Annotated in this window: 14 protein-coding genes; 6 read left to right on the top strand and 8 right to left on the bottom strand. The window is 63.0% G+C overall.

Going from position 1 to position 15,517, the window contains the following annotated elements:
- Positions 1 to 29: 29 nt before the first annotated feature.
- From tolQ to aspS, 7 genes are all read right to left on the bottom strand, one after another.
- Complete coding sequence (gene tolQ, locus MA04_RS04255) at positions 30 to 716, bottom strand: protein TolQ (protein WP_014995558.1); 687 nt, start codon at positions 714 to 716, stop codon at positions 30 to 32.
- Positions 709 to 1,152 (bottom strand): tol-pal system-associated acyl-CoA thioesterase, encoded by a 444-nt coding sequence (gene ybgC, locus MA04_RS04250; protein WP_163127212.1) that lies wholly within the window; start codon positions 1,150 to 1,152, stop codon positions 709 to 711. The genes tolQ and ybgC overlap by 8 nt, the downstream gene beginning before the upstream one ends.
- Positions 1,145 to 2,173, bottom strand: coding sequence for a Holliday junction branch migration DNA helicase RuvB (ruvB, locus tag MA04_RS04245; RefSeq protein ID WP_262459572.1), 1,029 nt, complete (start codon positions 2,171 to 2,173; stop codon positions 1,145 to 1,147). Before ruvB ends, ybgC begins: the two co-directional genes overlap by 8 nt.
- Positions 2,174 to 2,256: 83 nt before the next feature.
- A complete protein-coding gene (ruvA, locus tag MA04_RS04240; protein WP_014995561.1) occupies positions 2,257 to 2,859 on the bottom strand; it encodes a Holliday junction branch migration protein RuvA in 603 nt (200 codons plus the stop codon).
- Entirely contained in the window at positions 2,856 to 3,374 is a 519-nt protein-coding gene (gene ruvC, locus MA04_RS04235; RefSeq protein WP_163127210.1) for a crossover junction endodeoxyribonuclease RuvC, read from the bottom strand. Before ruvC ends, ruvA begins: the two co-directional genes overlap by 4 nt.
- Positions 3,375 to 3,569: 195 nt before the next feature.
- Positions 3,570 to 4,301 carry a YebC/PmpR family DNA-binding transcriptional regulator gene (locus MA04_RS04230; protein WP_163127209.1) on the bottom strand — a complete coding sequence of 244 codons (732 nt, stop codon included), beginning with the start codon at positions 4,299 to 4,301 and terminating at the stop codon, positions 3,570 to 3,572.
- A 36-nt stretch (positions 4,302 to 4,337) separates the two neighbouring features.
- Complete coding sequence (gene aspS, locus MA04_RS04225) at positions 4,338 to 6,101, bottom strand: aspartate--tRNA ligase (RefSeq protein WP_262459571.1); 1,764 nt, start codon at positions 6,099 to 6,101, stop codon at positions 4,338 to 4,340.
- Between the two features lie 399 nt (positions 6,102 to 6,500).
- Between aspS and MA04_RS04220 the strand changes: the two genes are divergently transcribed.
- The 6 genes from MA04_RS04220 to MA04_RS04195 all read left to right on the top strand — a co-directional run bounded on the left by MA04_RS04220 (position 6,501) and on the right by MA04_RS04195 (position 14,943).
- Positions 6,501 to 6,878 (top strand): HU family DNA-binding protein, encoded by a 378-nt coding sequence (locus MA04_RS04220; RefSeq protein WP_014995565.1) that lies wholly within the window; start codon positions 6,501 to 6,503, stop codon positions 6,876 to 6,878.
- A 156-nt stretch (positions 6,879 to 7,034) separates the two neighbouring features.
- Complete coding sequence (locus tag MA04_RS04215; RefSeq protein WP_262459570.1) at positions 7,035 to 7,328, top strand: PA4642 family protein; 294 nt, start codon at positions 7,035 to 7,037, stop codon at positions 7,326 to 7,328.
- Positions 7,329 to 7,705: 377 nt separating this feature from the next.
- Positions 7,706 to 8,899, top strand: a complete 1,194-nt coding sequence (locus tag MA04_RS04210) for a HAMP domain-containing sensor histidine kinase (protein ID WP_262459569.1) — start codon at positions 7,706 to 7,708, stop codon at positions 8,897 to 8,899.
- On the top strand, positions 8,889 to 9,452 hold the full coding sequence (locus tag MA04_RS04205) for a response regulator transcription factor (RefSeq protein ID WP_262459568.1): 564 nt from the start codon (positions 8,889 to 8,891) through the stop codon (positions 9,450 to 9,452). The genes MA04_RS04210 and MA04_RS04205 overlap by 11 nt, the downstream gene beginning before the upstream one ends.
- A gap of 251 nt (positions 9,453 to 9,703) precedes the next feature.
- Positions 9,704 to 11,479 (top strand): autotransporter assembly complex protein TamA, encoded by a 1,776-nt coding sequence (locus MA04_RS04200; protein WP_262459567.1) that lies wholly within the window; start codon positions 9,704 to 9,706, stop codon positions 11,477 to 11,479.
- Complete coding sequence (locus MA04_RS04195) at positions 11,476 to 14,943, top strand: translocation/assembly module TamB domain-containing protein (RefSeq protein ID WP_262459566.1); 3,468 nt, start codon at positions 11,476 to 11,478, stop codon at positions 14,941 to 14,943. Before MA04_RS04200 ends, MA04_RS04195 begins: the two co-directional genes overlap by 4 nt.
- Here MA04_RS04195 and MA04_RS04190 read toward each other — a convergent pair.
- Positions 14,936 to 15,349, bottom strand: a complete 414-nt coding sequence (locus MA04_RS04190; protein ID WP_014995571.1) for a PaaI family thioesterase — start codon at positions 15,347 to 15,349, stop codon at positions 14,936 to 14,938. The genes MA04_RS04195 and MA04_RS04190 overlap by 8 nt on opposite strands.
- Positions 15,350 to 15,517 lie beyond the last annotated feature (168 nt).

Raw genomic sequence — 15,517 nt, 5'->3', positions numbered from 1 at the left:
CCTGAAGAAGGTCGGTATCGGGCCACGATCTACTCCTCCCGGCTATGGGCCTGACGGTGGAGAACGGCGGAAAACTCCTCGGCGAACATTTCGCAGTTGCCCACCAGGGAGTCGGACAGAGAAGCGTAGCGGTTGTAAGCCATCACCGCCGGAATCGCCGCGAACAGGCCGATGGCGGTAGCCACCAGCGCCTCGGCGATACCCGGCGCCACCACGCTGAGCGTGGCCTGGGTCACATTGGCCAGGGCACGGAATGAATGCATGATGCCCCACACCGTACCGAACAGGCCGATATAGGGACTGGTGGAGCCCACCGACGCCAGGAACGGCAGGTAACGGGACAGCCTCGCCTCTTCCCGCTGCAGCGCCACACGCATGGCCCGCTGGGCACCGTCCATCACCGCGTCACTGTCCCGGGAAGTCTTCGACAACCGCACGAATTCCTGGAACCCGGCACGAAAAATTGCCTCGGTACCGGAATCCGGATTGGATTTCTTGCGCACCTGATTATACAGGCTGGCCAGATCACCGCCGGACCAGAATTTCTCCTCGAACGCCTGCCCCGCCTTGCGCGCCCGGCTCAATACCCGATAGCGGGTAACGATCACATACCAGGAGAACAGGGAAGCGAACAGCAGCACCAGCATTACCGCCTTCACCACCGGCCCGGCATGCAGCACCAGGGAAGCAATGGACATGTCGGAGGCTTCAATCATTGGCCCGTTCTCCTCGATATTCGGCCTTGAATCTTTGGTACAGCGGCGCCGGCAACGCTTTCGGGCGAATACCGTCGGCACTGACGCAGGCTATTTTGATTTCCGCTTCACACAGAAGCTGATCTCCGCGGCGCACCTGCTGAGCAAACAGCAACGTCGCCTTCCCCAGGTGACGCAATCCAGCGGTGACACCGAGGGCGTCATCGATACGCGCGGGACTGTGGTAGCGCACCTGGCAGGAATGCACCACGAACTGATAATTCTCCTCGGACAACCCGTAATGCTGGTAGCCCAGGGAACGCAAGTATTCGGTACGGGCTCGTTCCATGAATTTCAGATAGTTCACGTAATAGACGATACCGCCGGCGTCAGTGTCTTCGATATAGACCCGCACCGGTAGGACAAAGTCCTGATCCGTCGAAGATTTTTCAGTCATTAAACAAATCCTCATCACTCCCCGGGCGGCGCAGCCCGAAGTGGCGCCAGGCGTGGTTGGTCACTTGCCGGCCCCGCGACGTGCGCTGTATGAAACCCTGTTGAATCAGATAGGGTTCCACCACTTCCTCCAGGGTTCCGGCGTCCTCGTTGAGGGCCGCCGCCAACGAGTCCAGCCCCACCGGACCGCCGTCGAACTTATGCATCATCATGTTCAGCAACCGCCGGTCGGTGCCATCCAGACCGTGGCTGTCCACCTCAAGCATATCCAGCGCCGCCTCCGCCACCGGTCCCACGATGCGGCCATCGCCTTTCACCTCGGCATAGTCCCGCACCCGGCGCAGCAGCCGGTTGGCGATCCGCGGCGTGCCCCGGGCGCGGCGCGCCACTTCCCGGGCGCCATTTTCATCCACTGGAATGGCAAGGATGTCGCAGGAACGGGCGACGATCCGCGACAAGTCGTCGACGTTATAGAATTCCAGCCGCTGCACGATACCGAAGCGGTCACGTAACGGCGCGGTGAGCAGACCGGCACGAGTGGTGGCGCCGACCAGGGTGAACGGCGGCAGGTCCAGTTTGATGGAGCGGGCCGCCGGCCCTTCGCCGATCATGATGTCCAGTTGGAAGTCTTCCATGGCCGGATAGAGGATCTCTTCCACCACTGGTGACAGCCGGTGGATCTCATCCACGAACAGCACATCGCCCTCTTCCAGATTGGTGAGGATGGCGGCGAGGTCTCCGGCTTTTTCCAGCACCGGGCCGGAGGTGGACTTCAATTCCGAGCCCATTTCCCGGGCAATAATATGCGCCAGCGTGGTCTTCCCCAGCCCCGGCGGTCCGAAAATCAGGGTGTGATCAAGAGTCTCGCCACGCCCGCGGGCGGCGTCGATGAAAATTTCCAGCCGCTCCCGGACCTTGGGCTGACCGTTGTAATCGGCCAGATTGGCGGGCCGGATCGCCCGGTCATGCTGCTCTTCCCGGGGATCCGAAGCGCCGGAGGAAATCAGGCGATCATTGTCCATGGTGACATTACACCTTCTCTAATAGAGCAATAGAGCCAGAGAAGCACCCTTTATGGTGCGGGGGCATCACTCTTTACAGGACATCACTTTGCCAGACCACGCAGAGCCCGGCGAATAAGACCTTCGCTGGTCTCCTCCCCGGCCTCCGCCGCGCGGGCCACCGCCGCCACCGCGTCCTTATTGCGATAGCCCAGAGCTTCCAGCGCCGCCACCGCGTCGTCACGAACGCCATTGGCGCCGGCCTGGGACACCAGCCCCGACGGCATCGCTGGCGCGCCTTCCAGCTTGTCCAGGCGATCGGACATCTCGATAACCAGACGCTCGGCGGTTTTCTTGCCGATACCCGGCACCTTCACCAGGGAGCTGGTGTCCTGATCACGGATACAGGCGGCCAGCCGATCCGCTTCGATGCCGGAGAGAATCGCCAGCGCCATTTTCGGGCCGACACCGTTTACCTTGATCAGGCTGCGGAACAGCTCGCGCTCATAACGGCTGTTGAAGCCGTACAGCAGTTGGGCATCCTCGCGAACCACGAAATGGGTATGCAGTGTCAACGACGCCCCGACTTCCGGCATGTCATAGAACACCGTCATCGGCGCTTCCACTTCGTAGCCGACACCACCCACATCCAGCAGCAGCCAGGGCGGTCGTTTGTCCAGCAGTTGTCCTTTGAGTTGTCCGATCATCGTATCCGTCTTCGTCTTACCGCGGTGGCGCCGGCGATGCGCGCCAGCGATACGCGCATGTGCGCATGACACAGGGCGATGGCCAGAGCATCGGCGGCATCCGCCTGCGGGCGTTTGTCCAAACCCAGCAAATGCCGGACCATTTCCGCCACCTGAACCTTCTCGGCGCCGCCACTCCCCACCACCGCCTGTTTCACCTGGCGGGCGGAGTACTCAAATATCGGCGCGCCACTTTGCACCAGCGCCGCCAGTGCGGCGCCCCGGGCCTGACCCAGCTTCAATGCGGAATCCGCGTTGCGAGCCATGAACACCTTTTCAATGCTGATTTCCGCCGGCTGAAAGCGCGTCAGCAGCTCGGTCAGCCCGGTGAAAATCTGCCCCAGGCGTGGAGCCATGTCCTCACCGCTGGTACTGATGGTGCCAAAGGTCAAAGCGCGGCTGCGATTACCCTGTTGCTCAATGACACCGTAACCGGTGTGTCGGGAGCCTGGGTCGATACCGAGCAAAATGGTCATAAAGTCCAGCCGATTCTCATAATAAAAAGGCAGGTAGCCGTTACCTGCCTCATATAACCTTTCCGCTGTTCTTATGTCCAGTAGAAGCGCTAACACGCTTTCACGCAACACGCTTACACGCTGGAAAACCTCAAAACAGCGCAAAGGGCTGGAATAGCGTGCCAGCGTGTTGCGTGCCAGCGTGTTAGCGGTCCGTTATTGCTCCGGCCACTCGGCGTTGGTGTAGACGTTCTGGACGTCGTCCAGATCTTCCAGATGGTCGACCATCTTGCCCACGGTCTCGGCGGTGTCGGCGTCCATCTCCGCGCTGGTGGATGGATGCATGGTGACCTCGGCATCCGCCGGCTCCAAGCCGCCCGCCTTGAGCGCATCGACCACGTCACCGAAGCTGCGATCCGGGGCGGTCACCACCAGGAAGCTGCCGTCGTCGTTTTCTTCCACGTCCTCGGCGCCGGCTTCCAGGGCCAATTCCATCAGCTTTTCTTCGTCCACGCCGGGCTCGAAGAAGATTTCGCCCCGCTTGGTGAACAGAAACGCCACCGAACCGCTGGTACCAAGATTGCCACCAAACTTGGAGAAGGCATGACGCACTTCGGCCACGGTGCGATTGACGTTGTCGGTCATGGTTTCCACCAGCACCGCCACGCCACCCTTGCCGTAACCTTCGTAGGTGATCTCTTCCATGTTGGCGCTGTCGTCACCGCCGGCGCCACGTTTGATCGCCCGGTCGATGGTGTCCCGGGTCATATTGTTGGTCAGCGCCTTGTCCACCGCCGCCCGCAGACGCGGGTTATCGTTGATCTCGCCGCCGCCCATGCGGGCGGACACGGTGATCTCGCGGATCAGCTTGGTGAAGATCTTACCGCGCTTGGCGTCCTGGGCCGCCTTGCGGTGTTTGATATTGGCCCATTTACTATGACCTGCCATTGAGGCCCCCTTTCCTTATATTCCTGTGTTGTTCTCTCAGCTGTCCGCCTTGCGAACGCTGATGCCCACTTCACGCAGCTGCTGATTGTCCACCGGCGAAGGCGCGTTGGTCATCAGGCAAGCCGCGGTCTGGGTTTTCGGGAAAGCAATCACTTCACGAATCGAGTCGCTGCCGGTCATCAGCATCACCATGCGGTCCAGGCCGAAGGCCAGACCGCCGTGGGGCGGTGCACCGTATTTCAGTGCGTCGAGCAGGAAGCCGAATTTCTCGCGCGCTTCCTGTTCGTCGATACCCAGCGCCTCGAACACGGTCTGCTGCATGTCCGGGCGATGAATACGGATGGAACCGCCGCCCAGCTCGGTGCCGTTAAGCACCATATCGTAGGCCCGCGACAGCGCGCCTTCCGGGTTGCTCTTCAGTTCCTCGGGGTCGCACTTGGGCATGGTGAACGGATGGTGCAGCGCATAGTACCGGCCGTCTTCTTCCTCGAACATGGGGAAGTCCACCACCCACAACGGCTTCCAGTCGCCCTCGGCAAGACCACGCTCATGGCCGACCTTGACCCGCAACGCACCGATCGCTTCATTGACGACTTTGGCCTTGTCGGCACCGAAGAAGATCAGATCGCCGGTGGCGGCCCCGGTACGTTCCAGGATGCCTTTAATAGCGTTCTCGGTGAGGAACTTGAGAATCGGCGATTGCAGCCCTTCGGCGCCGGCGGCCAGGTCGTTGACCTTCACATAGGCCAGCCCCTTGGCGCCATAGATGCCGACGAACTTGGTGTACTCATCGATTTCCTTGCGGGACAGATCGGCACCGCCAGGCACTTTCAGCGCCACCACCCGCCCTTTGGGATCCTTGGCCGGGCCGGCGAACACTTTGAACTCCACGTCGTCCATCAGATCGGCGATGTCCACCAGTTCCATCGGCACGCGCAGATCCGGCTTGTCGGAACCGTAGCGGCTCATCGCCTCGGCGAACGTCATGCGCGGAAACTCCGGCAGTTCCACATCCAGCAACTCGCGGAACAGAGTACGGGCCATGCGCTCGGCCACGCCCATGATGTCCTCTTCCTCGACAAAGGAGGCTTCCAGGTCGATCTGGGTGAATTCCGGCTGACGGTCAGCGCGCAGGTCCTCGTCGCGGAAGCACTTGGCAATCTGATAGTAGCGGTCGAACCCGGCCACCATCAGCAACTGCTTGAACAGCTGCGGAGATTGCGGCAGCGCGAAGAAGCTGCCGGCGTGGGTACGGCTGGGCACCAGATAATCCCGTGCCCCTTCCGGCGTGGCCCGGGTCAGTACCGGGGTTTCCACGTCCATGAAACCTTCCTGCTCCAGGAAGGCGCGTACCGCATGGGTGAGCCGGGAACGGAACTGGAAGCGCTGCAGGGCTTCCGGCCGGCGCAAATCCAGATAGCGGTACTTCAACCGCACTTCCTCACCGGCGGCGGAATACTCGTCCAGCTCGAACGGCGGCGTCTGTGCTTCGTTGAGAATGGTCAGCGCCTTGCCCAGCACTTCGATATCACCGGTGGCCATGCGCGCATTACGCACCGCCTCGTCACGCAGCCGCACCCGGCCGGTGATTTTCAGCACGTATTCGCCACGAACCTTGTCGGCCAGGGCAAAGGCGTCCACCGTATCGGGATCGAACACCACCTGCACCAGACCAGTGCGGTCACGCACGTCCAGGAAAATAACCCCGCCGTGATCGCGGCGGCGGTGTACCCAGCCGCACAGTTCCACCGTCTCCCCATCATGGGAGGCCCGCAAATCACCGCAATAATGGCTTCGCATGTCCACAGTCCAGTCTTGAGTTCGTTTTGGCCGGTCCCGGCCCATCACCGGCAGGGCCCGAAAAAGGCGGCCTAGTATAGCGATTCAGCGGCGGCCGGGCCATGCCATCCGGCGCGCGAGGGACCATCGGGCAGGGTTGCCGGAAGGTCGGGCACCCGCGTCGATGCCGCCCATTTTCAGTGCCGGTCTTGCCGCGAATCTGTAAAAAGCCGCCAAAGCGCGCCAAACACCGCAAAAAATAGGTGCCGGACGCCTTGTACGTCGGGAAACGTTGGCATATAACTGACTGCGCACCAGCTCAGTCGTGCCTCTGAGTCAGGCAGTCCAGGGGTACCCTGACAGGGAAGCAACTAAACAACCTTCTCCAGGAAGTCATCAAACACAGGGGTAAACGATCCTATGGCTGCAAAGAAAAAAGCGGTGAAGAAAACCGCCAGCTCCACTCCCAAGGCCCGAGCAGTGAAAGCCATCGCCGAGCCGATGACCAAAACCCAAATCGTTACTCAGATCAGTGAAACCACCGGTCTCACCAAAAAAGACGTCAACGCCGTCTTTGATGAGCTGGCCGTGGTCATGGAAGGTCATCTGAAGAAGCGCGGCGCCGGCCAGTTCACGCTGCCGGGTCTGATCAAAGTCGTCACCCAGAAGAAACCGGCGACCAAGGCCCGCAAGGGCATCAACCCTTTCACCGGTCAGGAAACCACCTTCGCGGCCAAACCGGCCCGCACCATGGTAAAAATCCGTCCGTTGAAAAAGCTCAAGGATATGGCGGGCTGATCCGCTGGCCTGGCCGGGAGCTCCTCGCGGCCAGGCTTTCCCTCCCCTTTCCCTCCCGTTCCGCGCAGCAGATGCGAGTCGCCGCCCAACCCCCTATAATCCCCCGCCCCCGGAGCCTGTTTTAACTCCGTACCGGCATGCCCAAGGTGACACGACATGGCTGAACGCAAGGACAAACGCAAAGTCATCGGCGAACCGATGACCGACGAACAAATCAAACTGTTTCTGGACCTGCCTCCCGAGGAAGGCGAGAACGCCGATTTTCATGTGCTGATTCGCGCCTATCGCGCCCTGCGTGTGGAGGATTTCGAGCGTTTTCTGGTCTTCTTCATCGAACAGGGCCGTGACCTGCGCGCCCAGGACGACAAGGGCCGGACACTGATCGAGGTGATGCACGGCCACGGCAAGAACGACGACTACATCGCCGTGCTGGAACAGGCCGGCGGCTGAAACGGCAGGCCTTGGAAACATCAATCCAGAGGTCGCCACAAGGCCGCCGTGGGAGCTTGTCCGGGCGGCGGGCCACTGCAATCGAATTGCACTGCGCCCAAAGAATTCGCTTGCAGGCAAGCTCCCACAGCGGCTTCGTAGCCGGGATTGATTAAGTCGGCGGGGAGCGTTCCAGGACCGTGCTTTACCCGTGTCCTGGAACGCTCCCCGCCGGCTCCCCTCCTCTGCAAGAGGCACCCTTTTCATAGCGGTGGCAAAAAGAATCGCCGGGAACGATTCACGACGTCGTATCAACGACGGCCCGCAGGGCCACCGCCAGGGATGGCGGTGGCAAAAAGCCGCACCTTGTCCGCGCTGGCCCAGGTACAATCGCGACCATGACCGGATTGCCTCCCTACGTAGTCTGGCGCCGCCGCATGCTCTGGCTGCGGGCGGTGCTGGTGATCGCCCTCGCCCTGGCGCTGCTGGTGCTGCGCCAGTTTTCAGCGCTGGTGCCGCTGTCACTCACGCCACTGCTGTGGCTGGGCGCGCTACTGCTGCCCAATCTGTTGACCCTGCTGACATTGAATCTGGATCCCCGCCCTCAGCAACGTCTGCTGGCGGTGGAGCTGGCCATGGACGTGATGCTGTTTCTCGCCGTGGTGCAACTGTTCGGCGGCGCCAGCAACCCGATGACCTTTTACCTGCTGGTACCGGTCTTGATGGCCGGCATGACCCTGGCCCCCATGACCAATGGCCTGGTGCTGATTCTCGCCCTGACCGGTTATATGACGGTGAGCCAGTGGCACCACATGCCCGCCCCCCATACCGCTCTGCACGCTCTCACCCGGGAGCTGAGCGCTCTGCACAATATCGGCATGGCGGTGGCCTTCGCCGCGCTGGCGGTGACGCTTTCCATCCTCGGTCAGGTGATCCAGGCATTGACCCGGCAACAGCAGCGTCAGCAGGACAAGGCCATGGAACTGGCCGGACGCCGCGAGCGCATGTACCAGGTGGCGGCGACGCTGGCCCACCAGGCCCACGAACTCAACACCCCATTGAGCAGCCTGGTGATGATCAGCGATAACGCCTTGCAAGAGCCCGGGTTGTCCGACACCACCCGCGCCGACCTGGAGCAAATCCACGCACTGGCCCGGCAGGTAGCCGGCAAGCTGCGCCGGGCCGATCACCATGACGTCCCCGAGGACATCGCGTTCTCCGCTCTGATTGACCGTTTGCGCCTGCACCTGAGACATCTGCAACCCACCCTGGAGATCCGGCATCAGGGCCCCGACCACGCCGTGCTCAAACAGGCCAGCGATTGGTTCCGGGTGCTTGCCAATCTCGGCTACAACGCCATCGATGCCGGAGCCGGTACGCTGGCGATCGAGTTGAACACGGCGCCGGAGGGGTGGCTCCTGCAGATCAGCGACGACGGTCCGGATCACCCGGAGCGTCCCGGCCGCGAGGGGATGGGCATCGGCCTGGCGCTGGTGGAGAGTACCCTGGAAAACCTGGACGCGCGGCTGGAGATGGAATTCAGCCGGCAATGGACCCAGGCCCGAATTCGCTGGAGTGGTTATGGCGCTTGAAACCCTGCTGCTGGTGGAAGATGACGAGTTACTGGCGACACAGACCCGCCGGGCGCTGGAACGCCACGGCCTGAGCGTGACCCTGGCCGCCGACGCCGAGCAGGCGCGTCAGTGCATGGCCTCCCTGCCCACCCTGGACGCGGCGGTGCTGGATCAGAACCTGGGCGTCGACAACGGGCTCGATCTGATTGCCCCGTTACTGACGCATTTCCCCCAATGCCGGATTCTGGTGCTGACCGGCTACGGCAGCATTGCCGCCGCCGTCGCCGCCACCCGCCGCGGCGCTCATAATTATCTGACCAAGCCCGCCGGAGCCGGTGACATTCTCGATGCGCTGCGACGCGACCCGGCACAAATGGAGTCCCTGCCGGACTCGCCGCCATCATTGCAACGGCTGGAATGGGAGCATATCCAGCGGGTACTGGACGCCCACGGCGGCAACATCTCCCATGCCGCCGCCGCGCTCGGCATCCACCGGCGCACCCTGCAGCGACGTCTGAAGAAACGTCCCAGTCCGGTGCAATTCGAACGGGAACGGCCAGAAAGGAACTAAGACGTCCGAGCCAACTCCTGAAATGTGAAACAATCCTGCTTCCACTGGCTTTCCGCTAAACTCCTCCAGTAGTCTTTCCAGAGTCAGGGTCTGGTGCCACCGTCCAGGCCAAGCAAGGGGCGAAACCGAAGTAGCATCATCATGATCAGGGATAGAATTTTCCGCCACCGGGATGCCGTCACGCGCACGCCTTGCCCCAACCACGACCAAACCGGTTGCCCGTTGTCCGACCGCCGAGTTGTCATTGTGCTATGAGGACCGAACGCCGCCGCCGGCCCCTTGCGCTCCGCGCCCTGCTCTCCGGACTGCCGCTGGTGCTGGCTTTTACCGTCAACGCCCCGGCCCGGGCGGCGGACAACGAGCCGGTGCTGACCATCAAGGGTGATCTGCATGATGAGGTGCGCGACAACGTGCGCGTACTGGTTGGCCTGGACGATGCCGCCTGCCAGCCGGGTCCCGGCCAGAAGGCGCTGATTCTGCGCCAGGTTCGCAACCGGTCAGAGGAGGCGATGCAGGCACTGGGGTATTACCAGCCGGACATCGTGCCGCAATGGCAGGACGCCACCGGCGACGCCTGTTTCGGCGTTACGCTCACCATCACCCCCGGACCCCGCACCAAAGTGGAAACCCTGTCGATCACTTTCAATGGCGAGGCGCAACAGGATCCCGCCTTTCAGAACGCCATCGACAAGGCCAGCCTGTCCCCCGGCGATCCGTTGCGCCACGACCGCTACGAAGCATTGAAACGACGGCTGCAACAGTTACTGATCGATCGCGGCTACGCCGAGGGCAGTCTGTCCACCCATCGCCTGGAAGTGGACCGCGCCCGGCATCGGGCCAGGGTGGTGATGGTGGTGGACAGCGGCCCGCGCTACAGCGTGGGCGAGATCACCATCAACGAGGTTCCTCTGGACCCGCGCCTGGTCAACGCCTATCTGCGTTTCGCCAGTGGCGAGCCGTTCAATAACGAGCGCTTGCTGGCGACCCAACAGGCTTATATGGGCACCAGTTATTTCAGCGCCGCGCGGTTGGAACGCAGCAAGGTCAACGCCGACAGCAAGACCATCGATGTCGGTATCAATCTGACCATGCGCAACCGCTGGGCGCTGCTCACCGGGGTCGGGGTCAGCACCGATACCGGGCCACGGCTGCGGCTGGGGATCGAGAATCGGCGCATCAACAGCGCCGGTCATCGTGCCCGGGCGGAAACCGAACTGTCCGATCTGCGTCAGGGGGTCGGCGTCAACTACCAGATTCCCTTGCGCGATCCCAATACCGAACGGCTGGATCTGCACACCCGCTACCTGAACGAAATCACCGACACCCGCGAAAGTGAAACGATCAGTACCGGGGTCGACTACATTCGTGAGCTGCCGTCGAAGTGGGTGGTCACCACTTCGCTGGAATATCTGCAAGAGAACTTCGACGTGGCCGACCAGGCCGATCACATTGAGCTGATCATGCCCGGCATCCAGATCAGCCGCGTTCATGCCGATGATCCGATCTACCCGCGCTGGGGCTGGCGGCTGGGAGTCAAGGTGCGCGGCGCCCATGAATCGATGGCGTCGTCGTCCAGCTTCGTGCAGGCAGACAGCTGGGCCAAACTGGTCGTGCCGCTGGGCAAGGGCCGCCTGCTGACCCGTGCCGAGGTCGGTTACACCGAGATCGACAACGTCCGTAACCTGCCTGCCTCATTACGGTTTTTCGCCGGCGGTGACTCCAGCGTGCGCGGCTTTGCCTACGAATCCCTGGGGCCCACCAATGATGATGACGAGGTCATCGGTGGTCGGCACTTGCTGGTGACCAGTGTCGAATACGATCGCCCGATCAGCCGGCAGTGGAGCCTGGCGGTATTCTCCGACGCCGGCAACGCCTTCAATGACTTCAACGACTACGACGTGGAACGCAGCGCCGGTTTCGGCGTGCGCTGGCGCTCGCCGCTGGGACCGATCCGTCTGGATCTGGCCCGCGGCCTCAGCGGCGGCGACACCTGGCGGCTGCACCTGAGCATGGGGCCGGATCTGTGAAGCGCTGGCGCTGGTTGAAAATCGTTCTTCTGCTTGTGATCCTGCTGCCACTGCTGTTGATCGCCGGCGTCTACGGGCTGCTTGCCTCCCGCGCCGGCAATCTGTGGGTACTGGAACGGGTCAAACCGGTATTGCCCGGCGAACTCACCATTGAGGACTGGCAAGGCAATTTGCTTAGCGGCGCGCAAGTGGCGCATTTGCAGTACCGCCAGGATGAGCTGGTGGTGGACCTTCACCAGCTGCGCCTCTCGCTGGTGCCGCTGGAAGCCTTGCGCGGCTGGCTGTATCTGGGCGAACTGCACGCCGACCGGGTAAGGGTGCATATACCGCCCTCCCCTGCGGATCAACCACCGGATGACACACCGTTCACCCTGCCCGAAAGCATCGCCCTGCCCCTGGGTGTGCGCATCGATACCTTCTCGCTGAACGAGCTGATTCTGGAAGGCGCCACCGACCTGCAATTGCGGGATCTGGAAGGACAGCAATGGGCCGCCTGGCAACGCCTGAACCTGCCCCGGATCGCGCTCACCGTGGCCGATACCCGTCTGGACGCCAGCCTCTCCGGTAACCTGCACGCGCCCTTTCCGGCCCAGGGCGATCTGCTCTGGCGCCGCCCCGCCGCGGGAGACGATGGCGCGCCGCAACTGGGTGGCCGGCTGATTTTCCGTGGCGACCTGGACAAACTGAACCTCAGCCACGACCTCAGCGCACCGCTGACGTTGAGCACTAACGGCAGCCTCGCCTGGCGGGATCACACCCTGAATCTGGATCTGATCCATGAATGGCCGGCCCAGGCACTGCCGGTGGACACTCCCGTGCCGGTGCAGCTGGGCGCCGGCAAACTGACCACCGTGGGCTCCCTCGATGCCCTCCAAATCCAGGGCCAAGCCGACCTGGAAGCGGACGGCCACCCGCTCAAGCTGAATCTGGACGCCATCGCCAGCACCCGGTCCATGGCCTTGAAGCAATTGCATCTGGAAGGCGCCGGCCAACGTCTCAATGCCACCGGCAGTCTGTCCTATGAGAAGGGTCTGGCCTGGGACCTCAACGTCAATGGCGACGCCCTCGACCCGGCGCTGGTGGCGCCGGACTGGCCCGGCAATCTGACCCTGCGCGCCCAGAGCAAAGGACACTGGCGTGATGACGATTGGCGCGTCAGCGTGGACCCTTTGTCCCTCACCGGCACCCTGCAAAAGAAACCGGTTTCTCTGACCGGCAAGGCCAGCCAGCCCGCCGGCGGCGATCTGAGCCTGACGCTGAATGGCCGCTGGGGCCAGGACCGGATCACCGCCGAAGGCAAGGTGGGGGAACGGCTGGCGTTGACGGGAACCGCCGCGGTGGCGGATTTGTCAGCGTGGCAAGGTCCGGCCCGCGGCGCCCTTGATTTGCGCTGGCGGCTGGCCGGCACCTTGGAAAACCCGCTGCTCAGCGGTGAACTGGGTGGCCAGCAACTGGCCTGGGAAGATTGGCACCTGCCCCGCCTTGATGCCCGTTTCAACAACCTGACACCCGGCAACGGCCAGCAAAGCCTGACCGTGACCCTGGGCCCGGTGAGTCAGGGCGCCGAGCAACGCCTGGAGCAAGTGACGCTGGCGATTCAGGGCACCCGCTCGAATCACCGGGTGACGATCGCCGCCCACCAGGATGCCGCCGAGCTGGAACTTGCTCTGCAGGCGGCGCTGAGCCAGGACTGGCGCTGGCATGGCAGGGTCGAGCAGTGGCGGCTCGGTGAACCGCGTGCCGGCAACTGGGCGCTGGATACGCCGGCGCCATTCAGCGTCAGCGCCGCCCGGCAGCAGCTGGAAACACTGTGCCTGCAGCGCCAAAGTGGCGAGGGCCGTCTCTGCCTCGGCGGTGAACATGGCGACGGCGGCCGCTTCAACGCCGAAGCCCGGCTTGCGCGCTTGCCGCTGACGCTGTTGAATCCCTGGCTCGGCGACCAACTCAGTCTGGCCGGCGAGGTCAACCTGGACAGCCGCTTCTCCGGCACCCTGGCCGCCGCCAACGGAGAATGGACCCTGAGCGCCGACCACACCCGGCTGACCGTGCGCGATGTCGGACAGGACCATGTCTTCGACCTGGATACCGCCCGTCTCGACGGCACCCTCCAACAAGGCAATCTGGCCAGCCAGCTGGCCCTGGTGGTGGCCGGGCACGGTTCCCTGGACGCGGAGCTGAACACTCGCCTGAGCGCGGCGGCTCCGGTTGACGGCCGGTTGCGTCTGGATATTCCCAAACTCGATGACTTCGCCGCCCTGATCCCGCAAATCGGCGAGCTGAACGGCGCCGTCCGTGGCGAATTGAACCTCAGTGGCACGCAGGACGCGCCCCGGTTAAGCGGCCAGATCGATCTCACCGGCGGCCGCGCCAGTGTGCCGGAACTGGGGATCGCCATGGAGGAGGTCACCTTTACCGCCGCCGGCGATGCCGCCGGGCTGCGACTGGATGGACGCGCCCGGTTCGGCGAAGGCACCCTGACCCTGGACGGCGAATGGCGTCCGGAGGTATCGCCGCTGGCGGTCACGCTCAACATCGATGGCGAACGCCTGCAGGTGGCCAACCGCCCGGACGCCAAGGTCTGGGTCAGCCCGGCCCTGCGGCTTCAGGGCAATGGCCAGGATCTCACCCTGGACGGTACCCTGACCGTGCCCGAGGCCCATCTGGAACCCCGCGAACTACCGGAAAGCGCGGTGTCGGTCAGCGCCGACCAGGTGATTATCGACGCCGAGACCGAGGACAGTGCGCCGCTGCCCTTCGCCATGTCGGTGGACGTGGTACTGGGCGACAAGGTCAGCTTCGAGGGCTTCGGTCTCACCGCCACCCTGGGCGGCGATCTGCGAGTGAGTCAAAAAGTGGATCAGCCGGCCCAGCTCAACGGCAACCTGACCATCAAGGAAGGCCGTTACCGCGCCTACGGCCAGAACCTGGCCATCGACAACGGCCGCCTGATGTTCCAGGGACCGCCGGAAAACCCGGGCCTGGATATCCTCGCCATCCGCAAGATTCCCAGTGAAAGCCTGGTGGTGGGGGTACGTATCAGCGGCACCCTGCAGCAGCCGAAAGCATTGATCTTTTCCGATCCAACCCTGGAGGAAAGTGAGGCGATGTCCTACCTGCTCACCGGCCGCGGGCTCAGCAACGCCAATCAAAGCGATGCCGCCATGGTGGCCCAGGCACTGGCGATCTACGGCCTGCAGGGTAGCGGCGTGACAAGAAAACTCAGTGAAACCCTGGGGCTGGATGAAGTCACCATCGGCAGCGACTGGGGTGGCGCCGAGGACGCCGCGCTGATGCTCGGCAAACAAATCTCCGAGCGCCTGTACCTGACCTACGCCGTGGGTATCTTCGACGCCATCTCCACGGTGATGCTGCGCTACACCCTGACCCGGCAACTGCACCTGGAGGCCCAGTCCAGCAGCAAGAACCAGGCCCTCGATCTGATCTGGGAAAAGGAGTTCAGGTAGGCGCCGGCAGTGCGTAGATGCCGGTGACATGGGCCACCATGTCATCGCTGTCGACACTGTAGAGACGCACTTCCAGTACCGCCGAGCGCCGTCCCAGCCGGATGATCTCGGCGTCGGCAATCATGTCCACCGGCGCCGGCTTGCTGAGAAAGTTGATATTCAGGTTTTGCGTCACCGCCATTTCCAGCGCCCCGAGCCGGCCCAGAATCACCGCGTACATGGCGGAATCCGCCAGGCCCATCATGGTCGGACCGGAAATGGTGCCGCCGGGGCGGATCATGGACGGCTGGAACGGGTAACGCACCCGGGCCCGGTTCCCTTCCACCCACTCCACCTGCAAAGCGGTATCGGCCGCCGAAGGCAAGCCGTTGTACATAATGGTCTGTACTTCCTGCGCGCTCAGCACGGTTGTTTTCCTTCTTTCTTCAGTCAGCGATTGGCAGATGAATAGAGGGGTAGATAGTGCCAGAGGCCCGCTTTGACGGGAAGCATACCGGTGTCAGCGCCGGGCCGACTATGTAGAATAGCCCACTTACCGGCCGGGCTTCGGCACTGTCAATCGCATCTCATTGGA

This window comes from Alloalcanivorax balearicus MACL04 (assembly GCF_025532145.1).
GTDB classification, from domain to species: Bacteria; Pseudomonadota; Gammaproteobacteria; order Pseudomonadales; family Alcanivoracaceae; genus Alloalcanivorax; species Alloalcanivorax balearicus.
Note: the sequence above shows the minus strand (reverse complement) of the source record. Positions and strands in the feature narration are given on the sequence as shown.